General features: G+C 63.5%; 20 protein-coding genes. 12 read left to right on the top strand and 8 right to left on the bottom strand.

Annotation, left to right across the window (positions count from 1 at the left end; genetic code table 11):
- The first annotated feature begins 3 nt into the window (after positions 1-3).
- Positions 4-828, top strand: a complete 825-nt coding sequence (locus GGD65_RS23835) for a dienelactone hydrolase family protein (protein ID WP_018321927.1) — start codon at positions 4-6, stop codon at positions 826-828.
- A gap of 270 nt (positions 829-1,098) precedes the next feature.
- Positions 1,099-1,242, top strand: coding sequence for a hypothetical protein (locus tag GGD65_RS23840; protein ID WP_183236791.1), 144 nt, complete (start codon positions 1,099-1,101; stop codon positions 1,240-1,242).
- A 190-nt stretch (positions 1,243-1,432) separates the two neighbouring features.
- Here the strand turns inward: GGD65_RS23840 and xseA are convergent, their stop codons facing one another.
- A complete protein-coding gene (gene xseA, locus GGD65_RS23845) occupies positions 1,433-3,055 on the bottom strand; it encodes an exodeoxyribonuclease VII large subunit (RefSeq protein ID WP_183236935.1) in 1,623 nt (540 codons plus the stop codon).
- Positions 3,056-3,193: 138 nt separating this feature from the next.
- On the opposite strand from xseA, the gene GGD65_RS23850 reads away from it, so the two are divergent.
- The 4 genes from GGD65_RS23850 to GGD65_RS23865 all read left to right on the top strand — a co-directional run bounded on the left by GGD65_RS23850 (position 3,194) and on the right by GGD65_RS23865 (position 5,809).
- Complete coding sequence (locus tag GGD65_RS23850) at positions 3,194-4,300, top strand: alpha/beta hydrolase (protein WP_183236792.1); 1,107 nt, start codon at positions 3,194-3,196, stop codon at positions 4,298-4,300.
- A complete protein-coding gene (locus GGD65_RS23855) occupies positions 4,297-4,851 on the top strand; it encodes a hypothetical protein (protein WP_183236793.1) in 555 nt (184 codons plus the stop codon). Before GGD65_RS23850 ends, GGD65_RS23855 begins: the two co-directional genes overlap by 4 nt.
- 65 nt (positions 4,852-4,916) lie before the next feature.
- Positions 4,917-5,507, top strand: a complete 591-nt coding sequence (locus tag GGD65_RS23860) for a hypothetical protein (protein WP_183236794.1) — start codon at positions 4,917-4,919, stop codon at positions 5,505-5,507.
- A 2-nt stretch (positions 5,508-5,509) separates the two neighbouring features.
- A complete protein-coding gene (locus tag GGD65_RS23865) occupies positions 5,510-5,809 on the top strand; it encodes a transcriptional regulator (RefSeq protein ID WP_161536734.1) in 300 nt (99 codons plus the stop codon).
- A 247-nt stretch (positions 5,810-6,056) separates the two neighbouring features.
- Here the strand turns inward: GGD65_RS23865 and GGD65_RS23870 are convergent, their stop codons facing one another.
- Positions 6,057-6,278, bottom strand: a complete 222-nt coding sequence (locus tag GGD65_RS23870; RefSeq protein WP_155252034.1) for a hypothetical protein — start codon at positions 6,276-6,278, stop codon at positions 6,057-6,059.
- Between the two features lie 492 nt (positions 6,279-6,770).
- Here GGD65_RS23870 and GGD65_RS23875 point away from each other — a divergent pair, with 492 nt between their 5' ends.
- Complete coding sequence (locus GGD65_RS23875; protein ID WP_183236795.1) at positions 6,771-7,319, top strand: transcriptional regulator; 549 nt, start codon at positions 6,771-6,773, stop codon at positions 7,317-7,319.
- Between the two features lie 136 nt (positions 7,320-7,455).
- Here GGD65_RS23875 and GGD65_RS23880 read toward each other — a convergent pair whose 3' ends face one another.
- The 3 genes from GGD65_RS23880 to GGD65_RS23890 all read right to left on the bottom strand — a co-directional run bounded on the left by GGD65_RS23880 (position 7,456) and on the right by GGD65_RS23890 (position 9,898).
- Positions 7,456-8,613, bottom strand: coding sequence for a PIN domain-containing protein (locus GGD65_RS23880; protein WP_183236796.1), 1,158 nt, complete (start codon positions 8,611-8,613; stop codon positions 7,456-7,458).
- Between the two features lie 131 nt (positions 8,614-8,744).
- Positions 8,745-9,260, bottom strand: a complete 516-nt coding sequence (locus GGD65_RS23885) for a hypothetical protein (RefSeq protein WP_210317227.1) — start codon at positions 9,258-9,260, stop codon at positions 8,745-8,747.
- On the bottom strand, positions 9,257-9,898 hold the full coding sequence (locus GGD65_RS23890) for a DUF5343 domain-containing protein (protein WP_183236797.1): 642 nt from the start codon (positions 9,896-9,898) through the stop codon (positions 9,257-9,259). The genes GGD65_RS23885 and GGD65_RS23890 overlap by 4 nt, the downstream gene beginning before the upstream one ends.
- A gap of 365 nt (positions 9,899-10,263) precedes the next feature.
- On the opposite strand from GGD65_RS23890, the gene purD reads away from it, so the two are divergent.
- Together purD and GGD65_RS23900 are read left to right on the top strand one after the other, a co-directional pair.
- Positions 10,264-11,541 (top strand): phosphoribosylamine--glycine ligase, encoded by a 1,278-nt coding sequence (gene purD, locus GGD65_RS23895; protein WP_183236798.1) that lies wholly within the window; start codon positions 10,264-10,266, stop codon positions 11,539-11,541.
- A 230-nt stretch (positions 11,542-11,771) separates the two neighbouring features.
- Positions 11,772-12,674 carry an alpha/beta fold hydrolase gene (locus GGD65_RS23900; RefSeq protein ID WP_183236799.1) on the top strand — a complete coding sequence of 301 codons (903 nt, stop codon included), beginning with the start codon at positions 11,772-11,774 and terminating at the stop codon, positions 12,672-12,674.
- A gap of 98 nt (positions 12,675-12,772) precedes the next feature.
- Here the strand turns inward: GGD65_RS23900 and GGD65_RS23905 are convergent, their stop codons facing one another.
- On the bottom strand, positions 12,773-13,231 hold the full coding sequence (locus tag GGD65_RS23905) for a nucleoside deaminase (RefSeq protein WP_179731627.1): 459 nt from the start codon (positions 13,229-13,231) through the stop codon (positions 12,773-12,775).
- 120 nt (positions 13,232-13,351) lie between these two features.
- On the opposite strand from GGD65_RS23905, the gene GGD65_RS23910 reads away from it, so the two are divergent.
- Both GGD65_RS23910 and rsmD read left to right on the top strand, forming a co-directional pair.
- On the top strand, positions 13,352-15,430 hold the full coding sequence (locus GGD65_RS23910; protein ID WP_183236800.1) for a pseudouridine synthase: 2,079 nt from the start codon (positions 13,352-13,354) through the stop codon (positions 15,428-15,430).
- Between the two features lie 175 nt (positions 15,431-15,605).
- Positions 15,606-16,163 (top strand): 16S rRNA (guanine(966)-N(2))-methyltransferase RsmD, encoded by a 558-nt coding sequence (rsmD, locus tag GGD65_RS23915; RefSeq protein ID WP_183236801.1) that lies wholly within the window; start codon positions 15,606-15,608, stop codon positions 16,161-16,163.
- A 214-nt stretch (positions 16,164-16,377) separates the two neighbouring features.
- Here rsmD and mutL read toward each other — a convergent pair whose 3' ends face one another.
- Positions 16,378-18,192, bottom strand: coding sequence for a DNA mismatch repair endonuclease MutL (gene mutL / locus GGD65_RS23920; RefSeq protein ID WP_183236802.1), 1,815 nt, complete (start codon positions 18,190-18,192; stop codon positions 16,378-16,380).
- Positions 18,193-18,432: 240 nt separating this feature from the next.
- Between mutL and GGD65_RS23925 the strand changes: the two genes are divergently transcribed.
- Complete coding sequence (locus tag GGD65_RS23925) at positions 18,433-18,750, top strand: ribbon-helix-helix domain-containing protein (protein WP_018321943.1); 318 nt, start codon at positions 18,433-18,435, stop codon at positions 18,748-18,750.
- 205 nt (positions 18,751-18,955) lie between these two features.
- Here the strand turns inward: GGD65_RS23925 and GGD65_RS23930 are convergent, their stop codons facing one another.
- Positions 18,956-20,524, bottom strand: a complete 1,569-nt coding sequence (locus GGD65_RS23930; RefSeq protein ID WP_183236803.1) for a GMC family oxidoreductase — start codon at positions 20,522-20,524, stop codon at positions 18,956-18,958.
- Positions 20,525-20,528 lie beyond the last annotated feature (4 nt).

A 20,528-nucleotide genomic window follows, 5' to 3' on the forward strand; every position in this document is an offset into this window, starting at 1 on the left:
CCGATGCGCCTTCGACTGACCGCCCTGTTTCTGACGCTGCTGATGTCCGCCGCGCATGCCGCGCCGGCGCCGCAGCCGGTCGACATTCCGCTGGCGTCCGGCGTGCTGCACGCGCAGCTCTACAAGCCTGAAGGTCCGGGGCCGTTTCCGGCCGTGGTCGCGCTGCACGGCTGCGACGGCCTCAGCAGTCATTCCGATCCCGTGCTGCCGCGCTATCGCGATTGGGCCGAGCGCCTGCTCAGGGCGGGCAATGCCGTGCTATTGCCCGACAGCTACGGCTCGCGCGAGCTCGGGCCGCAATGCCGCGTCAAGGAGATGCACGTCAAGGCGCGGCGTGAGCGCGTCACCGACGTCGCAGCATCGCGCGCCTGGCTGATGAAGCAGTCCTGGGTGGCGCGCGATCGCGTCAGCCTGATGGGCTGGGCCAACGGCGCGAGCGCGCTGCTGTGGGCCGTGCGGCCGCAGAGCGCGGCGCGCGACCTGGCGCCCGATTTCCGCGCCGCGATCGCGTTCTATCCGGACTGCCGGATCTCCGCCGGTCTCGGCTGGAGCACGCGGGTGCCGACCCTGGTGCTGATCGGCGCCAATGACGACGTCTCCTCGCCGCCGGCCTGCCGCCAGATGGTCGAGGGCGCGCATGGCCGCAGCGCGCTTGCACGCATCGTGGTCTATCCCGACGCCTATCACGATTTCGACCGCGCCAACACGCCGCTGCACGCCGCTGGCGGCAGCAACGATGCCGCCGTGCCCGAGCGCGGCCATCTCGGCACGGATGCCGAGGCGCGCGCGGAGTCGCAAAAGGACGTCGCGCAGTGGCTGGCGCGGTAAAGGAAGTCCCGTAGCCCGGATGGAGCGCAGCGCAATCCGGGACAGCGCAGCGCGTGGCACGAACCCGGATTACGCTTTCGCTCCATCCGGGCTACGGGTCTTCCAAAGCGGGGCCGTCCGAGGAACAAATTCAGGCGGACAGCCCCGCATCGACCACCGCCCTGCACGGACTGTGATGGCCGATCGGGAATCTACGGATCGCGCGCGGCGCCGGTTTCAGCAGGTGAGGGCGCCTTAGTTCGACCACGATGTCGATTAAACGCAGTCCTCATGCGCATCGTCCTCTTCGCCTCCGCACTGGTCGTCTTCACCGTCGCGATCTTCCTGTACGAGGCCCAAGCCGGCGCCCCACATCGCGCGCCGGAGCATTGCGGCTTCTGGACCACGATCGACGCGGGATTGTCGTGCCGGTGAAGTACATCGGTCCAACACCGTCACCCTGAGGCGGCCGCTTCTTCAGCGGCCCTCGAAGGGCGACGGCCCGGCTGCATCGCGGCCGTACATCCTTCGAGGCTCACCTTGCGATGCGTCCGCATCGCAAGCCTCGCACCTCAGGATGACGGGTCGGCTTGGGAGTGCTGCGATCGCAGAGGCGCCTCACACCTCAAAACAAGCTGCCCTGATCCACCGGCTTGGCCACACGCTTCGGCGCGGGCTTTGTGTCCGCCGCAGCCGACTTTGGCTGCGCGGGCGTGCGCTTGGCCGTTGGCGCCGGGCGATCCGCATCCGCGGTCGCGCCCACGCGTCCATCGGCAAACTCGATCTCGAGCCGCGCATTCGGCCCGATGCTGTCGGCCGCATGCACGGGATGCCCCGCCTCGTCCCGCACCAGCGCGAAGCCGCGCGCGAGCACGCTGCGGTAGGACAGTGCGGACAGCAGCTTGCCGCTGTTCTCGACGCGGGCCTCCAGCCGCTGCAGCAACGTGACGAGCGCGCGGCCGGCGCGCTCGCTGAGGCGATGCGTGCGCTCGCGCTGGCGGAGAATCGCGTTGCGCTGCGCCTGCGCATTGGAGAGTTTTGAGGCGCGCAAGCGAACCTCGAGCCCGGCAAAGCGGTCGCGCCGACGCCGCAGCAGCGAGCGCGCGGACAGGCCAAGCCGTTCGCCGCACACGGTGAGGCGGTGGTCGGCCTGAGAGATCTGGCCGTGCAGCACCCGCAGCGTCAGCTTTGAGCTTGCGGCGGTAAACCTGCGGAAATGCGCGTGCGTGTTGGCCTTGAGGCAGCGGGGCAGGGATGCGCCCGCCGAATCCAGCCGCTGCCGCGGGATCGCCAGCAGATCGCCGGCCGCGGGCAGCGCGCGTGCGGCGGCGCGCAGCTCGCTGCGACGGCTTTCCTGGGCGCGCTGCCAATAGGCGCGGGTGCGGCGTCCGAGGTCGGCGACCTCGACGAACAATTCGCTGCGCACAGGCACGGCCATCTCGGCCGCCGCCGTCGGCGTCGGCGCGCGCTTGTCGGCGACGAAGTCGATCAGCGTGATGTCGGTCTCGTGCCCCACCGCCGAGATCAGCGGGATCATGCTCTCGGCTGCCGCCCGCACCACGATCTCCTCGTTGAACGACCAGAGGTCTTCCAGCGAGCCGCCGCCGCGCGCGACGATCAGCACATCGGGGCGCGGAATCTTGCCGCCCGGGGCAATCGCGTTGAAGCCGCGGATGGCGGCCGCGACCTGCTCGGCCGAGCCGTCGCCCTGAACTTTCACCGGCCACACCAGCACGCGGCGGGGGAAGCGGTCCTCCAGCCGGTGCAGGATGTCGCGGATCACCGCGCCGGTCGGTGATGTCACGACGCCGATCACCTCCGGCAGCCACGGCAGCAGCTGCTTGCGCGCTTCGTCGAACAACCCTTCCGCGGCGAGCTTCTTCTTGCGCTCCTCCATCAGCGCCATCAGCGCGCCGATGCCGGCCGGCTCCAGCGCCTCGATCACGATCTGGTATTTCGAGGAGCCCGGATAGGTCGTGAGCTTGCCGGTGGCGATGACCTCGAGCCCTTCCTGGGGCTTGAAGCGCATCCGGCCGTGCACGCCCTTCCAGATCACCGCCTCGATCTTGGCGCTCTCGTCCTTGAGCGCGAAATAGCAATGGCCGGAGGAGTGGGCGCCGCGGAACCCCGAGATCTCACCGCGGACCCGGACATGGCCATAGGTGTCCTCCACCGTCCGCTTCAGGGATTGGGAGAGCTCGGAGACGGTGAATTCAAACGCGTTGTTCAGTTGTTCCGCAGGCGGCATCGGCAAACGATTCGGCATTTTGGGGTCAGACCTGACGTTAAGGATTTTCGCCGCGCGGCGCCAATCGAGGGATTGATTGGGAGAGTACTCTGTATTATAGAGTTCTCTATTGATTGATGAGTCTGAGGGAGGTAAGCCATGGCGGTCCGGTTGCTGCGCGGCGTCTTGAGCGGTCTGAAATGGGTCCTGTGTGCGGTCGGCGGCGTGGCGCTGATCCTGACTGCGATGATCGCAACGCCGCTGGAGCGGCCGCCCGAGATGCGGTCGGTCTCCGACTCCGCCAAGGGGATCGACTGGTCCACCCTGCCGCCGCTGGAGCGCTTCCAGGCCCGCGACGGCACCTGGATCGGCTATCGCCATTACGCGGCCAAAGCGCTTTCAAGCGAAGTGGAAGCCGGTTCGCGTGAAGAAAACGCGTCAAAACAAGAATCCGGAGCCCGATCCCATCGGAACGGAAATGGCTCCGGGGGCCCGGCGGCAAGCCGCGGCGCGATCTTCATCCATGGCTCCTCCGGCTCCAGCGGCACCGTCAACCACGCGCTGACCCACGCGATCGCCGCGCGCGGGGTGGAGACCTGGGCGCTCGACATCCGCGGCCATGGCGGCTCCGGCACCCGCGGCGATATCGGCTATGTCGGCCAGCTCGAGGACGATCTCGTCGATTTCGTTGCCGAAGTTCGCAAGACCGCGCCGGATCTGCCGCTCACTCTGATCGGCCATTCGGCCGGCGCCGGCTTCTCGCTGCGCATCGCCGCGACGCCGATCATGCAGGACATGTTCGTGCGCACCGTGCTGCTCGCGCCCTATCTCGGCTATGACGCACCGACCAACAGGCCGAACGCAGGCGGCTGGGCCAGTTTCAATGTCCCGCGCTTCTTCGGTCTGACGGCGCTGCGCAAGCTCGGCATCGACTGCTGCTCGCAGCTTCCGGTGCTGGCCCTGGCGGTACCGCCGAGCTCGGCGAAGTACCTCGTCTCCACCTATTCCGATCGCCTGACGCGCAATTTCGCGACGCGCGGCTATCGCGTCGATCTGCCGGCAACCACGCGTCCGATCACCATCTTCGGCGGCACTGATGACGAGATGATGATCTCGGACAAATATGCGCAGACCGTGCAGGCGGTGAAGCCGTCGGTCGACGTCAAGGTCATTGACGGCATCAATCATATGGGCATCGTCACCCATCCGAAGGCGATCTCGGTGATCGCCGAGGACGTGGCAACGCGCGGGGCAGGGCAGTCATGATCGACAGCAGGGAGGCGTCCGCAGCGCTGGCCGATATCGACGATATCGTCCAGCGCGTGAAGCAATCGCAGCTCTATGAGCTGGCGAGCCTCGCCGCGGTCTGGTGGGGCGTCTTGGTGTTCGCAGCCAATCTCGTGACCTGGCTTTGGCCGATCTACGCGGCCTACGCCTGGGTTGCCGCGGATGTTTTCGGCGTCGGTGGCCTGATTGCACTTCGCGTGCTCGATCCGAAAAGCCACCCCTTTGGCGCCGGCGTTGGCATCAGGCTGTTCCTGGTATTCGCGCTGTTCTTCGCCTTCGGTTATTTCGTCACCAACGTCGTCGGTCATTTTGGTCCGCGCCAGCTGGGAACGTTCTGGCCGATCTATTTCATGCTGTTCTACACACTCGCCGGGCTGTGGTTCGGCTACGCCTTCGTTGCGATCGGCCTCGGCATCACGGCGCTGACGCTGTTCGGCTTCTTCTATATCGGCGAGGCGTTCCCGCTCTGGATGGCCTTCGTCAATGGCGGTGGCCTGATCCTCGGCGGCCTCTGGATGCGGCGGATCTAGCGCATGCCCGGGCTCGACGACATCATCCACCAGCCTGCAGCCAATACCCAGGAAGGAGCGCGCCCGTGATCGACAGCCATCAGGCTCCTGAAGCACTGAACGCCAATGAGCATGCCGTTCGTCGTGGGCAGCGGTCACAGGTCTACCTGGTCGCGGGTCTCGTCCTGCTGATATGGGCCGTGATGCCGTTTGCCGACGATGTCCTGATGTGGTTCTGGCCGCGCTATGGGGCCTATTATTGGAACAGCTGGTTCGTGGTGAATGACGGGCTGTATTTCTGGTTTGCACTCTACGTCGTCTCGGCTCTCGGCCTCGTTGTTCTCGGCGCCTATCATCTTTCGAGAAACGGCATCCGCCTGTTCGACAGGCGCACTCTGCTGGCGCTCCTGCTGATCGCCGCCTTCGGCCTCGTCTGCTGCTATTTCGGCAGGTTCTCGCCGCGCCAGCAAACGGTGTTTTGGCAGGTCTACATCACACTGGTCTACCTGACGGCGGGCCTTCGGTTCGGCTACGCCTTTGCGCCGCTCGGCGCGACCATCATCGCGCTGACGCTGATCGGATACTTTTATATCCCGGGTGTGCCGCTGCTGCCGTGGATGGCGGCCGTCAATGGCGGCGCTCTGATCGCAGGTACCCTCTGGATGCGGCGGGGCTAGGCGTGGCGGAGCTCGACGACATCATCCACCAGCCACTGCGGCTGAAGATCATGGCGGCGCTGAACGCGCTGCCTGCGACCGCGGGACTGGAGTTCTCGCGGCTGAAGAAGCTGACCGGCGCCACCGACGGCAATCTCGGGGCGCATATCGAGACGCTCGCTAAGGCCGGCTACGTCTCCGTGGAGAAGGCCTTCGTGGGGAAGAAGCCGCAGACCACGGTGACTGCCACCGCCACCGGCCGCGGCGCCTTCGCGCGGCATGTGGCGACGCTGCAGGAGATTATTGCGGGGAAGCAGGTGTAGCCTCCGCCGTCATTCCGGGGCGCGCCCTCTTGGGCGCGAACCCCGGATCTATCCCGCCGCCGAAGCTGCGGCCCAATGGATTCCGGTTGGCGCTGAGCATTACGGTGACAGTGCTGTGACCGTAATTCTCGTAATTCGGTGGTTACGCTGTAATCAGGGGGGCCGAACCGACCTGCAATAGAAAGGACGGCCCGACGCCGAAAAGGAAACGGCGCGACGAGATTCCGCGCACAAGTCGAATCATCCGTCAATCGCCTTGCCGCTTCCTTCGCCTCTCGATTCCTTGGCCTGCGAAGAGGGCGCCAATTCCTGTGACGCAGGAAAGCATGATCGCCGAGAATGTCTTAATGAGGTCGCTTGCGAGCGGGATGTGCGACCAAGCGTCGATAGCCAAAACCACGACTGCCAAAACGGCGCAGAGGGCAAACATTCCGGCAAAAATTCTGAGGGCTAACTGGAAATCACTCACTGTACGCTCCCGTCATAGGAGACACAGTAAGCGGGTAAAGTAAAAACCGACTTAACCGCGCGTTAACCATAATCTTGGCCATGGCGTGCCCCTTTCAGGGCCGACGAATGACCTTAATGCGGAGCGTCATTAAGGCGACTTTTAGTTAAATACGGATTAAGTTCGAGCGGATGTTGGGCAACACGTTAATCCTGTGCCATTTCTGGAAAAAGCCGAATGAAACCGCCGACTTATGGAGGGTTATTAGCCTATATCCTTGGCCGAACTGGCGGGAGTTTTCGCTAAATAAGTCGCGCATGGCCGGACGCCTTGTGGCGAACAGCGGGACTGTCATGTCAAGGGAGGCTCCGAACCAGGTAGTCCATGTAGGATGCGTTTGGATGCCCTTGAGATGACGGGGGCAGAGTCCCAGTGTCAGTGCTCGGACTAAGTGGGCCAAGCCACGCACGGGCTACCCAGCTCCAAGTCTTTGCTTGTTCTCGGAGGGCGGTCATGTCGGATTCGCTGGAAGCTTACACGATAGCACGTGATGAAATCTGGGATAAGGACCCTCACTACAAAGCACTCTATTCTGTTCTAGAGCAATTGAAGTCAGAAACTGATCGGGGGGTCGCCCTAATCGTAACGTCATTGATCGACAAGTTGCTGCGCGATGTGCTTGCAGCCTTCCTCATTGAAAACGAAAGCGCTCGAGCTTTGCTTGTTGGCTTCAACGCTCCTCTCGGAACGCTAAGCACAAAGATTGCAGCCTGTCATGCATTTGGATTGATCGCGGACGATGAAATGCGTGAATGTCATCTTCTGCGACGTGTGAGGAACGCATTCGCTCACGAGATAGAGGTGACCTTCGAAAAAGGTAGCGTGAAAGATCTTTGCAAAAATCTAAATCTCCCTCCGGCCGACAAGGACGGCGCGACAAAGTGGAGATTCATCAAGGCTGCCTTATTGGTTTTGATGCATCTCGTGACTAGACCGAAGGAGGTGGCTGAAAAGCGGATAACGTTTACAGAGTGGAGAACCCGAAAAGAGAAGGGTGTTTAGGAATTACGGTGACAGAATTGGACTGCACCCCTTAAGCGAGAAACGCAAATTGCGGCGACACGGCGAATTACGGTGACAGTGCACAAAATTAGAAGCTGATGTTCTGGAAATTGCTGCACCGTCACCGTAATCCTTGTTAGAATGGGACATTGTCGTCTGGAATATGATCTGGAAGATCGTCGGGCATCTCGTAGTTATCTTCTGGCTCCGGCTCGTAATCGGGCTCAACGAATCCGAATCCGATGGAGCTGGGGCCGCTGACGAGTTCAACCCGAGACAGTTGGAACGGCGCCTTATCCTCATCCCTCTCGAAAGTGAGCAGGGCTTTGAAATCAAGTTCTGCCTCGGTAGCAGCGGCGGTTGAACCAGCTGGGGTATAGTCCTTATCGATGGAGTCATAGATGGACATGTAAAAAGTTGTTTCAGCCTTCACCGAGACTTCCAGCTCAACTTCAGCTGCAAGGATGTGCGGTCCGCTTTGAACAACGGAAAATGAATAGCTCTCTTCATCTCCACCAAATCTGAACTCTACTAACTCTAATTCGACATGATCGGGCTCAACGGAATAGAAACTTTCGGCTTCGCCATCCACATCGTAGCTGGAAAGCCCGTCCTGCAGCAGGGTTTCAAAGCGGCCTCCAAGCTCAGGCGCGCTTTCATTCTCGATAGCCTTGAGCAGCCCCTGAATGACGGCCCCCGCCTCCTGTGCGTGTCTTTGCAACAGGGACAAGGCGTCGGCCAGCTCTTGGCGCAGGTCAATCCACGCCTCCGGCAGGCAATAGGCTTGCCATCCTCTGTCGTTGCTGACGCCTAAGACCTTTAGGTTTGAGGCGTTCGCCCATCGTTTGAGGCTAAATAGGGCGATTGCGTCTGGGAATTCAGCTTTGTTCTTGCCTGCCGCTGAGAATGGCGGCGTTGGCTGGAAGTATGCCTCGACCAATTCTGACATCGGAAGATCAGCTGACCTGATGATTTCCGCGCCGATGTCTCGGAGAAAGTTGTTCAGCCGAGCACGAGCGACCGCACGAATGTCAACGGTCTCGAGAACGAATGGAGCTTCCACTGCGGCAAGCCCGCAGTCTACCGCCTTTTTATGGGAAGCCATCGCTGCGTCTTTTGCTGCTCTGGTCTTATCCACCAGGTGCTTGTAAATCTCACGCACTACGATTTCAGAGACAACGACCCGTACAGGTCCGTTTTTGAATTGCTTGAGTTGCGACAGCAGACCACCATCGAAGTGGAACGAGTTCGTTTCCACTGTTTGGGTATCGAACGTGACAGCATCGTAGTGCATGAGATGGGTGCGTCCTAATCGCACTAAGCGGTATCAACTGGTGCGCCGCTTTTATTCCCTGTCCTTGGTTCCGAGAACGATAGCCGATCGAGCCATCCGACTCCGTTGGCACAAAGCAATTGGGACCGGAATCATCGCTTTAGACCGCTTTGGTACAAGAGCTCCTGAACCACGCTTCGAATGTCACCGATCAATGGTTGAATGTCGCCTCTCTTCGCGACGAAAAAGCGATTGTGTGATGACTTGTCGCCCACTTCTTTTAACTTTGGAAGCGCCGCTTTCAGATTTCGGCTGGGATTCCAGGCGGTTTCTTGTAATGTTGCAGCTATTAGGTCCCTAAGGAAAAGGTAGTCACCGCTCGGACCTTTGATTTTGTGGGCAACACCATGCTTTTCGAAAGTCTCGATGATGAGTGTCTCGATCAAGCGACGGATCATCACAGCGCAAGCATCGTACCAGCCCTTCTCGTAAGCGCCGTTGATCTGTTGCGCGATTGCTAAGATATAGCTCCGGGTGTTGCTGGTCAGCGACTTCATGATGACCTGATGGGAATTGGGAGCCAGACCTTCCTCAGGTGGCCCCAATTCTCGCTCTACGTCGGCGTTGATTGCTTGCGCCGCCGCGAACACATTTCTCGCTGAGGTCATGATTGCTCAGACTTAGAACCGTACAGGTGTTTCGCCATACTCTCGAAAATCTTGTCGATTTGCTCCGCAGAAGATTCCGGGGAAATGTGGATTTGGATATCGATGTGTACCGCCGGGTGCGGAGGAGACCCGCCGTTAGCGGATGGAGAAACGGGCGCCATCGACGGCGCGGCTGGCGTATGTAATGGACCGGTCAATAGGACGTTCAGATCGTTTGCGTCGGCCGGTAAAAAATCGGCCTCTTCGACAAGGCTCTTGAAGGTCTGCACGGTCTGCCTGATGACTTGTTCTCCTCCCGTGGAACTGGTGCTGAAGACATGAGTCAAGACTGCCGCGGATTGGGCGTTTGCATCAGGATAGAGTGCGAATAAGTCAGAGTAACCCTGCTTTATCGCCTTCCCCAGAACTGCTCGATGATTCTGGCCCCGATATTCGCTCCACAGTGACGTCGGAATAGTCGAGCTATCGACCAAGCCAATAAACTTCAAGACGTTGATCATGCTGGGATCGTTGCTCGAGGTAAATCCGAGCGTCTTAAGGTGAGCTGTAGTTAGCTTCGGTGGAATGCCGGTTGTGCGAACTTTCTGAAGCAAACCCTTCAATTTGCCCGTGACGGGCGTGTACGGATATGTAGGCAAAAGACTTTCCTCCTCGATAATGCTTGAGGAGGCTGCAACTAATACGTGAGTCGCAAGCGGAAACGCGAGTTATTCTCCCTATTCACATAGTTTGGCGCTCAACTCGGGATTATGCGGCTTCGCTATTTTTCAAGCCGCCCTTCCGCGGGTCAGGCACGCGCCACGTAGATCAAGCGCAAACCCCCAACGGTTTGTTTGGTCGGACTGGTCCGGCGAGCGCAGCCGCATCACCGCTTACTGCCCAAAGACCCGCGGAGCGGCGCCGCGCCTTGGAATGACAGCGAGTTCGGGCCCAGCCCCCTTGAGCCCCACCCCGATTCGTGCGACCTCCGCCCTCCAGCAAAACCCCTCATCCTGAGCCTTCGATGCACATTCTCCTGCTCGGTTCCGGCGGCCGCGAACATGCCCTGGCGTGGAAGATCGCGGCCTCCCCCCTGGTGACCAAATTCTGGTGCGCGCCCGGCAATGCCGGCATCGCGCGGGAGGCGGAATGCGTGGCGCTCGATGTGGCCGACCATGCGGCCGTGATCGACTTCTGTAAGACGAATGCGGTCGAACTCGTGGTGGTCGGCCCGGAGACGCCGCTGGCGGCCGGCATCGTCGACGACCTCACCGCCGCCGGCATCAAGGCGTTCGGCCCGAGCAAGATCCCGGCCCAGCTCGAAAGCTCCAAGGGTTTTACCAAGGCGCTGTGCACCGAATTCGGCATTCCGACCGGCGCCTACAAGCGCTTCACCAACGCCAAGGACGCGCGCGACTACGTCCAGAGCCAGGGCGCGCCGATCGTCGTGAAGGCCGACGGGCTCGCCGCCGGCAAGGGCGTCGTCGTCGCCAAGACCGTGCGGGAGGCCGAAGACGCCATCGCCATGATGTTCGAGGGCGCGTTCGACGACGCTGAGGTCGTGATCGAGGAGTTCTTGCCGGGCCGCGAGATCAGCTTCTTTGCGCTGTGCGACGGCGAGACCGCCATTCCGCTGGCCTCCGCGCAGGACCACAAGCGCGTGTTCGACCACGACGTCGGACCGAACACCGGCGGCATGGGCGCCTATTCGCCGACGCCTTTGGTGACGCCTGCCATCCACGACGCGATCATGGCGAAGATCATTTTGCCGACGGTATCAGGCATGAAGCAGCGCGGCACGCCGTTCCGCGGCATCCTCTACGCCGGCATCATGCTGACGACGCAGGGCCCAAAACTGTTCGAGTTCAACGTCCGCTTCGGCGATCCCGAGTGCCAGGTGCTGATGCTGCGCATGATGTCGGACATCGTGCCGGCCTTCCTCGCCGCCTGCGACGGCCAGCTGAAGAATTTCGATCTGCGCTGGCATCCGGACTCCGCGCTCACCGTGGTGATGGCGGCGAAGGGTTATCCCGGCGACTACCAGAAGGGCACGCGGATCGACGGGCTCGATGACGCGGCGAAGGTGGACACCGTCGAGATCTTCCACGCCGGCACGGTCGAGCAGGACGGCGCGATCCTCGCCAATGGCGGCCGTGTGCTCAATGTCTGCGCGCTCGGCAAGACGGTGACGGAGGCCCAGATGCGCGCCTATCAGGCCGTCGACCGCATCAACTGGCCCGAGGGCTTCTGCCGCCGCGACATCGGCTGGCAGGCGGTGGAGGCGGAGAAGGCCAAGGGCTAACAAGCAGCTGACAAGAACCGGCTCACGATCCCGGACGGCGCTCAAAGCGCGCCAATCCGAGAATCTCGAGGGCTTGTGTCACCGCGCCGCCATATCGACATTCCAGAATGTGCAATCAGCTGTTGGGATTAGTAGCCCCGCCGATGATACCGCTACTGTGCATGGGGTTGTTTTCGCAATTTTAGGTGTCGGGGCGGCCTCACGATTGACCCTTTAAAGGATGCAGAAAGATGTCCGATCTCGCCGACCTCTATCCGGGTTTTGCTGCCGAATGGATCAATACCTCCTTCGGCCGCATCTTCGCCCGCGTCGGCGGCAGCGGGCCGCCGCTGCTGCTCCTGCACGGCTTCTCCGAGACCCATGTGATGTGGCACCAGGTCGCGCCCGAGCTGGCCAGGCACTTCACGCTGATCATCGCCGATTTGCCGGGCTATGGCTGGTCCGACATGCCCGAGAGCGATGCGCTGCACATCCCCTACAGCAAGCGCGCGATGGCCAAGGCGATGGTGGAAGTGATGGAGCGGCTCGGTCACGTGCACTTCGCGCTCGCCGGCCACGACCGCGGCGGCCGCGTCTCCTACCGCCTCGCGCTCGACCATCCCGGCCGGCTGTCGAAGCTCGCGGTGCTCGATATCCTGCCGACCTATAATTACTGGGAGCGGATGAATCGCGCCTACGCGCTGAAGATCTATCACTGGACCTTCCTGGCGCAGCCCTATCCGCTGCCGGAGACGCTGATCTCTGGCAATGGCGAGTTCTTCCTGCGCTTCAAGATGGCGAGCCAGACCAAGTCGAGGACGTTGGACGCCATCGACCCGCGCGCGCTCGAACATTACCTCGCCCCGTTCCGCGATCCCGCCCGCGTGCATGCGATGTGCGAGGACTATCGCGCCGGTGCCTATTTCGACTACGACCTCGACAAGGCCGATTTCGAAGCCGGCAAGAAGATCACCATTCCCATGCTGGCGCTGTGGGGCAATGCCGGTGTGGCACAAGCCGCAGCCACGCCGCTCGACACCTGGCAGCAATGGGCGACGAACGTCGTGGGCATGCCGGTGGATTCCGGGCACTTCCTGACCGAGGAGAATCCCGACGTGACGGCAGAGGCGCTGCGGGAGTTCTTTTCGGGCTGACGATCTTGTAGACCGGATGGAGCGAAGCGAAATCCGGGTCTGTCAACGCCGCGACACTGCCCCGGATTGCGCTTCGCTCCATCCGGGCTACGACGGCCCTACCTTCGCTCCCGAAAGAACTCCTTGAGCAGCCGCGCCGCCTCGCTCTCGCCGACCCCGGAATAGACGTCCGGGGCGTGATGACAGGTTGGCGAGGCGAAGAACCGCACGCCGGATTCCACCGCGCCGCCCTTGGGATCGGCGGCGCCGTAATAGAGGCGCCTCACCCTTGCAAACGAGATCGCGCCCGCACACATGGTGCAGGGCTCCAGCGTCACGTAGAGGTCGCAGTCGACCAGGCGCTCGCTGCCGGTCTTCCTGGCTGCCTCGCGCAGCGCAACGATTTCGGCATGGCCGGTGGGGTCGCGGTCGGTCAGCGTCCGATTGGCGGCGGTGGCAATGACCTCGTCATTGCGGACCACCACGCAGCCGATCGGAACTTCGCCCGCTTTTCCGGCATTTTCGGCCGCCAGAAGCGCCAAATCCATGAAGGAGGGGGCTTTCAAGCCTCGTATCATCCGAAGAAACCTGCTAGTAGCTGCGCCTTCAGCAGAAGTGCTTACCGGTTTTGCCTGGGCATGCGGCTCGGAACGAGCGCGCACAATGCCTAATGGCCACCCCCTTGAGTGAGATCATTCATGCCTCGCGACAGCGACAAAGACAACGATTCCCGCGGCCGGCGAGGCCCGGCCAAAGGCGGCCGTTCCGGCAAGGCACGCGGCCCCGAGAAGAAGTTCGCCAAGCGCGGTTTTGAGGGCAAGAGCGAGGGCAGGGGCGATCGCGACAGCCGCCCGCCCCGTGGCGACCGCGACAGCCGCCCGCCCCGCGAGGGCAAACCGTTCCGCCGCCGCGAGGAGGGCGATGCCCCGCGCCGCGATTTTTCCGACCGTCCGCGCTTCAAGCGCGATGACCGCGGCAGCGAGGGTCGTGGCAGCGAGGGTCGTGGCGAGCGCAGCTTCAAGCCGCGCGGCGACCGGCCGTTTTCCGATCGCTCCTCGCGCGATGGCGAGAAGCGGCCGTCTAGGCCGCGTGGTGATCGCCCGTCCTATGGCCGTGATGACCGTCCGCCGCGCAGCCGGGATCGTGACGATTCCCGTCCCGCCGGCCGGTTCGGCGACAAGAAATTCGGTGACAAGCGGCCCTACGCGCCGCGTGGCGATCGTCCGGAACGCAAGTTCGACGGCGAGCGGAAGTTTTCGCGGGGCGGTCCGGATCGCGACCGCGGCGAGCGCGGTGATTCCAAGCCGTGGCAGAAGCGCGACGACCGTCCGCGTGGCGATCGTCCGCCGCGCAAGGATTTTGGCAAAGGCCCGCGCAAGGATTTCGGTGGCCGTGATCGCGGCGAGGACAAGCCCTGGCAAAAGCGCGAAGGCGGCGAGGACCGTCCGCGCTTCTCGCGCTCCCGCGACGATCGCGCGTCGGGCGACCGTCCGTTCCGCGAGCGGCCCAAATTCGATCGCCCGCGCGAGGATCGTCCGAAGTTCGGTCGGCCCCGTCGCGACGGCGATGGCGACCGCGGCGGGCGTGGCGGCGACCGGCCGAAATTCAACCGTCCGCGCGAGCGCTCGGAAGGCCGTTCCGATTGGCACGAGCATCCGCGCAGCGAAGGTCGTTTCGGCGATCGCCCGCGCCGTGACAACGAGGATGACAGCAGGATTTTCGAGAAGCGTCCCGCTTTCGGCGGCCGCGGCGCCTATCGCGAGCGGGACCGCGATTTCGACCGCCGTCCGCGCCGCGAAGAAGCGCCGAAGCCGAAGAAGGCCGGCGAGCGCATCGCCAAGGCGCTGGCCCGCGCGGGGCTTGCCTCGCGCCGCGATGCCGAGGAAATGGTCACGCAGGGCCGCGTCACCGTCAACGGCCGCGTCATCAACTCGCCGGCGCTCGACATTACGAAGAACGACGTCGTCCTGGTCGACGGCAAGCCGTTGCCGGAGCGCGAGCGCACGCGGCTGTTCCTCTATCACAAGCCGCGCGGGCTGATGACCACGCATGACGATCCCGAGGGTCGTCCGACCGTGTTCGACAACCTGCCCGAAGGCCTGCCGCGCCTGATCTCGATCGGCCGGCTCGACTTCAACACCGAAGGCCTGCTGCTGCTGACCAACGACGGCGGGCTCGCGCGCACGCTCGAGCTGCCCGACACCGGCTGGCTGCGCCGCTATCGCGTTCGCGCCCATGGCGACGTCACCCAGGCGCAGCTCGACGAGCTCAAGAACGGCATCGAGGTCGAGGGCGTCAAATACGGTCCGATCGAAGCGACGCTGGAGCGCGATCAGGGCGCCAATGTCTGGCTGGTGTTCGCGATCCGCGAAGGCAAGAACCGCGAGGTGCGCAATGTCTGCGCCCATCTCGGGCTCGAGGTGAATCGCCTGATCCGGGTTTCCTACGGTCCGTTCCAGCTCGGCGAGGTGCCCGAAGGTCAGGTCGAGGAGATCCGCTCGCGCGTGCTGCGCGACCAGCTCGGCGACAAGGTGATCGAGAAGTCGGGTGCGCAGTTCGATGTGCCGCAGAAATCTTCTGCGGGTGATGACGAGAAGAAGCCCACCAGCAAGCGTGCCGTGATCAACGACCGCAAGGGCCGCCGCGTGCTGGTGCAGCGCACCGGCAGCGAGGAGGCGCGCGAGCGCAACGAGGAAGAGGCCAACGGCTACGGCCCGCCGCGCCGTCCCAAGCGCGGCTATCACGGCAAGCGCGACCTGACGCCGCGGGAGGATTGAGAGTGAGGAGCTCTTCGTCGCTCGGCACTCTCTCGTTCCCTCCCCCCTTGTGGGGGAGGGTTAGGGAGGGGGGTACCCCACGAGAGGTCGCTGCTTGTGGCACCCCCTTCCCCAACCCTTCCCCACAAGGGGGAAGGGAGCTCACCTTCCGTTCCTCTACTATTCGAGTCTCATAATGCGTGTCGTCGGCGGTCGTTTGAAGGGGCGCAATCTCGCCTCACCGTCCTCGCGCGACATCCGCCCGACGGCGGACCGCCTGCGCGAGTCCGTCTTCAACATCCTCGTGCACGCCTATGATGATCCCATTGCGGACGCGCGCGTGCTCGATCTCTTCGCCGGTACCGGTGCGCTCGGCATCGAGGCGTCGTCACGCGGGGCGAAGTTCACGTTGTTCGTCGACAACGGCGCGGAGGCGCGGGCGCTGCTGCGCAACAATGTGGAATCGCTCGGTCTTGGCGGCGTGACCAAAGTGTATCGCCGCGATGCGACCGATCTCGGGCCCGCGCATCCCGTCGAGCCGTTCTCGCTGGTGTTCCTCGATCCACCCTATGGCAAGGGTTTTGCGGAGAAGGCGCTGGCGAGCTTGCGCGACGGAGGCTGGCTCACGCCCGGCGCGCTGCTGGTGGTGGAAGAGGCGAAGGCCGCGCAGTTCGCGACGCCGGAAGGATACGAGGAATTGGAGCGGCGGGCGTATGACGACACGGAGTTCGTGTTTTTGCGTAGGGCGGATTAGCGAAGCGTAATCCGCCGTCGGCTCGTTCCGCGGGGGTAAAGGCGGCGGGTTACGCTACGCTAACCCGCCCTACGAAGCTCATCGCGCCGAACAGCCTTACTGCCGTAGGGTGGGCAAAGCGGAGCGTGCCCACCACCTGTCTCGATCATGCGCAGATCGTGGGCACGGCGCTTTGCGCCTTTGCCCACCCTACGGCACCTTCACCACGGCACCGTCACCTTCGCCCGAACAGCTTCTCCACATCGCTGAGCTTCAGCTCGACATAGGTCGGCCGGCCGTGATTGCACTGGCCGGAGTTCGGGGTGTCCTCCATCTCGCGGAGCAGGGCGTTCATCTCTTCCGGCCGCAGCCTTCGGCCGGCGCGCACCGAGCCGTGGCAGGCCATGGTCGCCGCGACATGCATCAAGCGGCGCTCGAGCGGCAGCGCCTCGTCCCACTCGGCCATGTGCTCCGAGAGATCGCGCAAGAGGCCGCCCGCATTGGTCTTGCCGAGCAGCGAGGGCGTCTCGCGCACCGCGACCGCGCCGGGGCCGAAGGATTCAATGGCGAGGCCGAACGATGCGAGCTCCTCGCTGCGCTCCAGGAGGCGCTCCACCGTCGCCTCGTCCATCTCGACGATCTCGGGAATGAGGAGGATCTGCCGCTGCACGCCGTTCGCCGCCAGCGAGGCCTTCAGCCGCTCATAGACAATGCGCTCATGCGCGGCGTGCTGGTCGACGATGATCAATCCGTCGCGGGTCTGCGAGACGATATAGGTCTCGTGGATCTGCGTGCGCGCGGCGCCAAGCGGACGATCGATGAGGTCAGCGACCGGTTGCGTCTCGAACCGCACGTCCGCGCTGGGCGCACCGACGTCGAAGGCGGCCTGCGCGCGCTCGGCGAAAGCGGGTGCGGCCGATCCTTCGAAGGACGGCATCGGCGCGACTGGGGCGGACGGCGAAGCCCGCCAGTCCCAGCTTGCGGGACGCGGCGGCGTGAAGGCCGGCCGGAACGAAGACAACGCGCTCTCGCCGCTGTTGGCGGCGGTGCGACGCCCCTCACGCGCGAGACCTTCCTTCAATCCGTGCACGATCAGCGCGCGGACGAGGCCGGCGTTGCGGAAGCGCACTTCGGTCTTGGCCGGATGGACGTTGGCATCGACCTCGCGTGGGTCGAGCGTAACGAAAAGCGCCAGCACGGGATGCCGGTCGCGTGGCAAATAGTCGGCATAGGCTCCGCGCACCGCGCCGAGGATCAGCTTGTCGCGGACCGGGCGGCCGTTGACGAAGAGATACTGCCCGAGCGCGTTGGCCTTGGTCAGCGCAGGTGCAGCGGCATAGCCGGCGACGACGACGCCCTCGCGCTCGGCATGGACCTCGAAGGCATGGCTGCGAAACTCAGCGCCCAGGATGTCGCCGAGCCGCGTCAGGCGGCCGGCGGCGCCGGGCAGCGCGGCAGCCCAGGTCACTGGTGCGCGCTCCTCGCCCGCCAGCGTGAAGGCGATATCGGGCCGCGCCATCGCGAGGCGCCGCACCACCTCGCGGATCGCTTCCGCCTCGGTGCGGTCGGTCTTCAGGAATTTGAGCCGGGCCGGCGTCGCATAGAAGAGGTCGCCAACCTCGACGCGGGTGCCATGTGCCAGCGCTGCCGGCATGATCTCGGACTTCTCGCCGCCCTCGACCGTGAGTGCCCAGGCGTGCGGCTCGCTGGCGTGGCGTGTGGTGATCGACAGACGCGCCACTGAGCCGATCGAGGGCAGCGCCTCACCGCGGAACCCGAGCGTACGAATCTGGAGCAAATCCTCGTCGTCGAGCTTGGAGGTGGCGTGGCGCTCGACCGCGAGCGCGAGGTCTTTCGCGGTCATGCCGCCGCCATCGTCGGTGATGCCGATCCGGCGCCGCCCGCCGCCATCGGTGAAGACGTCGATCCGGCTCGCGCCGGCATCGATGGCGTTTTCGACCAGCTCCTTGACCACGCTCGCCGGACGCTCGACCACCTCGCCGGCGGCGATGCGGTTGACGACCTGTTCTGGAAGCTGGCGGACGAGCATGAGATTCTGATCTGGATTCGCGGACAGCGCTATTCTAGGCCGTGTTGCGTCAAAAGCATGTGTTGGGCAACAGCCGTGTGGCCGCCTGGGGAAGAGGGCTACCTATCGCATTGAAGACATTGAGCGTTCGAGAAAATTGCGCAGGCCGGCACCTGCCGACATCCGACGACGGTCCGGATTGTGAGGCGTCGGGCAGCGGTGTAGCATCGTGAAAAAATGGCAACAGGACGGGAGGACGCCATGTGCCATCTCTTCGCGCATCAGCCCCAACGCGATTACGAATCCCAGACCCGTTCTTTAAGGATCGATGGCCATTGCACCTCGATCCGGCTGGAAATGGCGTTCTGGGACACGCTGGAGGAGATCGCGGCCAGGGAGGCCATGAGCCTCGGCAAGTTCCTGACGACGCTCTACAACGAGGTGCTCGACCATCATGGCGAGGTCAACAATTTCGCCTCGCTGCTGCGGTGTTCGTGTTTGATCTATCGCTCGAAGAGCATGGCGACGGTGCCGGAGTTTAAGGCGACGGTGGCGCCGATTCTCGATGCGGCGGAATAGTCGCCCCACTCTCGGCGTCGTCCCGGCGAAAGCCGGGACCCATACCGCGTGATCTATCGATTGCGGAAGGTCGGAGTACCGAACTGCCAATTTCCGCCAAACTGCTCCCTGTGGTTATGGGTCCCGGCGTTCGCCGGGACGACACCTGAGTGTGGATACGCAATCCCTCCTCAACGTCGTCCTGGCGAGCGACGCCAACGTACGATCAAATCTCCTTCTTCTGCATCGCGCCCGCGATGTAGTCCGCCTGCCGGATCGCCAGCGCGACGATGGTCAGCGTCGGGTTGCACGCCGCGCCGCTGGTGAACTGGCTGCCGTCCGAGACGAACAGGTTCTTGACGTCGTGGCTCTGTCCGAACTTGTTGACCACGCCGTCGCGCGGCTTCTCGCTCATCCGGTTGGTGCCGAGATTGTGGGTGCTCGGATAGGGCGGCGTCGGATAGGTCACGGTGGCGCCGACGGCGTCGTAGACCGCAGCGCCCTGTTTGTAGGCGTGCGCGCGCATCGCGAGATCGTTGGGATGATCGTCGAAATGCACACTTGCGACCGGCTGCCCGAACTTGTCCTTCACGCGAGGGTCGAGCGTGATGCGGTTGGTCTCCTGCGGCATGTCCTCGCCGACCAGCCACATGCCGGCCATCCTGGGATAACCGTCGAGCGCCGCGGTGAATGAACGGCCCCAGGCGCCGGGATTGAGGAACGCCGCCATGAACGGCAGCCCGATCGATAGCGTCTCCATCTCGTAGCCGCCGACGAAGCCGCGCTTCGGGTTGTTGGCGGCTTCATCGCGGATGATGCCGGCCATGGTCGTGCCGCGATACATGTGCACCGACTTCTCGAACATGGCATAGACGCTGCCGGTCATGTGCCGCATGTAGTTGCGGCCGACCTGGCCCGATGAATTGCCAAGGCCGTCGGGGAACATGGTCGAGGCGCTGTTGAGCAGCAGCCGCGGGCTCTCGATCGAGTTGCCGGCGACCGCGACGATGCGCGCCTTCTGGCGCTGCATCGCGCCGCTCTCGTCGGCGTAGACCACGCCGGTCACCTTGCCGCCGGCATCATGCTCGATCTTGATCGCCATGCTGCTCGGTCGCACTTCGAGATTGCCGGTCGCCTCGCCCTTCGGGATCTCGGTGTAGAGTGTCGACCATTTCGCGCCGGATTTGCAGCCCTGGAAGCAGAAGCCGATCTGCTGGCAGGCGCCGCGGCCGTCGCGCGGCTGGCTGTTGATCGCCATATTGCCGGTGTGCACCGTCTTGTAACCGAGCTTCTTGGCGCCGGCTTCCAGCACCTTGAAATTATTGTTGCCGGGAAGGCCGGGAATGCCGTTGGTGCGGGTCACGCCCATCTTGTTCTCGGCCTTGGCGTACCACGGCTCCATCTCGGCGAGCGTGACCGGCCAGTCCAGGAGATTGGCGCCGGGAAGGTTGCCGTAGGTGCTCTTCACCCTGAACTCGTGCTCATCGAAGCGCAGCGAGGCGCCGGCCCAATGGGTCGTCGAGCCGCCGACCGCCTTGACGATCCAGGCGGGAAGGCCGGAAAAATCCTTGGCGACGCGCCACGTCCCCGAGGTGGTGCGCGCATCGGTCCAGGCAAGCTGGGAAAAACTCTCCCACTCGTCGTTGACGAAGTCGTGGTTCTCGATGCGGGGACCCGCTTCGAGAATGACCACCTTGACGCCCTTCTGCGCGAGCTCGTTGCCCAGCGTGCCGCCGCCGGCACCGGAGCCGACGATCACCACAACGCTGGAGTCGTTCAGATCGAATTTTGCCATATGC

This window comes from Bradyrhizobium sp. CIR18, from assembly GCF_014198295.1.
Taxonomy (GTDB): Bacteria; Pseudomonadota; Alphaproteobacteria; order Rhizobiales; family Xanthobacteraceae; genus Bradyrhizobium.

What these genes read in the sequence shown, in the direction of transcription:
- GGD65_RS23835 (WP_018321927.1), top strand. Translation starts at nt 4, where the DNA reads ATGCGCCTTCGACTGACCGCCCTGTTTCTGACGCTGCTGATGTCCGCC.
- GGD65_RS23840 (WP_183236791.1), top strand. Translation starts at nt 1,099, where the DNA reads ATGCGCATCGTCCTCTTCGCCTCCGCACTGGTCGTCTTCACCGTCGCG.
- xseA (WP_183236935.1), bottom strand. Translation starts at nt 3,055, where the DNA reads ATGCCGCCTGCGGAACAACTGAACAACGCGTTTGAATTCACCGTCTCC.
- GGD65_RS23850 (WP_183236792.1), top strand. Translation starts at nt 3,194, where the DNA reads ATGGCGGTCCGGTTGCTGCGCGGCGTCTTGAGCGGTCTGAAATGGGTC.
- GGD65_RS23855 (WP_183236793.1), top strand. Translation starts at nt 4,297, where the DNA reads ATGATCGACAGCAGGGAGGCGTCCGCAGCGCTGGCCGATATCGACGAT.
- GGD65_RS23875 (WP_183236795.1), top strand. Translation starts at nt 6,771, where the DNA reads ATGTCGGATTCGCTGGAAGCTTACACGATAGCACGTGATGAAATCTGG.
- GGD65_RS23880 (WP_183236796.1), bottom strand. Translation starts at nt 8,613, where the DNA reads ATGCACTACGATGCTGTCACGTTCGATACCCAAACAGTGGAAACGAAC.
- GGD65_RS23885 (WP_210317227.1), bottom strand. Translation starts at nt 9,260, where the DNA reads ATGACCTCAGCGAGAAATGTGTTCGCGGCGGCGCAAGCAATCAACGCC.
- purD (WP_183236798.1), top strand. Translation starts at nt 10,264, where the DNA reads ATGCACATTCTCCTGCTCGGTTCCGGCGGCCGCGAACATGCCCTGGCG.
- GGD65_RS23900 (WP_183236799.1), top strand. Translation starts at nt 11,772, where the DNA reads ATGTCCGATCTCGCCGACCTCTATCCGGGTTTTGCTGCCGAATGGATC.
- GGD65_RS23905 (WP_179731627.1), bottom strand. Translation starts at nt 13,231, where the DNA reads ATGATACGAGGCTTGAAAGCCCCCTCCTTCATGGATTTGGCGCTTCTG.
- GGD65_RS23910 (WP_183236800.1), top strand. Translation starts at nt 13,352, where the DNA reads ATGCCTCGCGACAGCGACAAAGACAACGATTCCCGCGGCCGGCGAGGC.
- rsmD (WP_183236801.1), top strand. Translation starts at nt 15,606, where the DNA reads ATGCGTGTCGTCGGCGGTCGTTTGAAGGGGCGCAATCTCGCCTCACCG.
- mutL (WP_183236802.1), bottom strand. Translation starts at nt 18,192, where the DNA reads ATGCTCGTCCGCCAGCTTCCAGAACAGGTCGTCAACCGCATCGCCGCC.
- GGD65_RS23925 (WP_018321943.1), top strand. Translation starts at nt 18,433, where the DNA reads ATGTGCCATCTCTTCGCGCATCAGCCCCAACGCGATTACGAATCCCAG.
- GGD65_RS23930 (WP_183236803.1), bottom strand. Translation starts at nt 20,524, where the DNA reads ATGGCAAAATTCGATCTGAACGACTCCAGCGTTGTGGTGATCGTCGGC.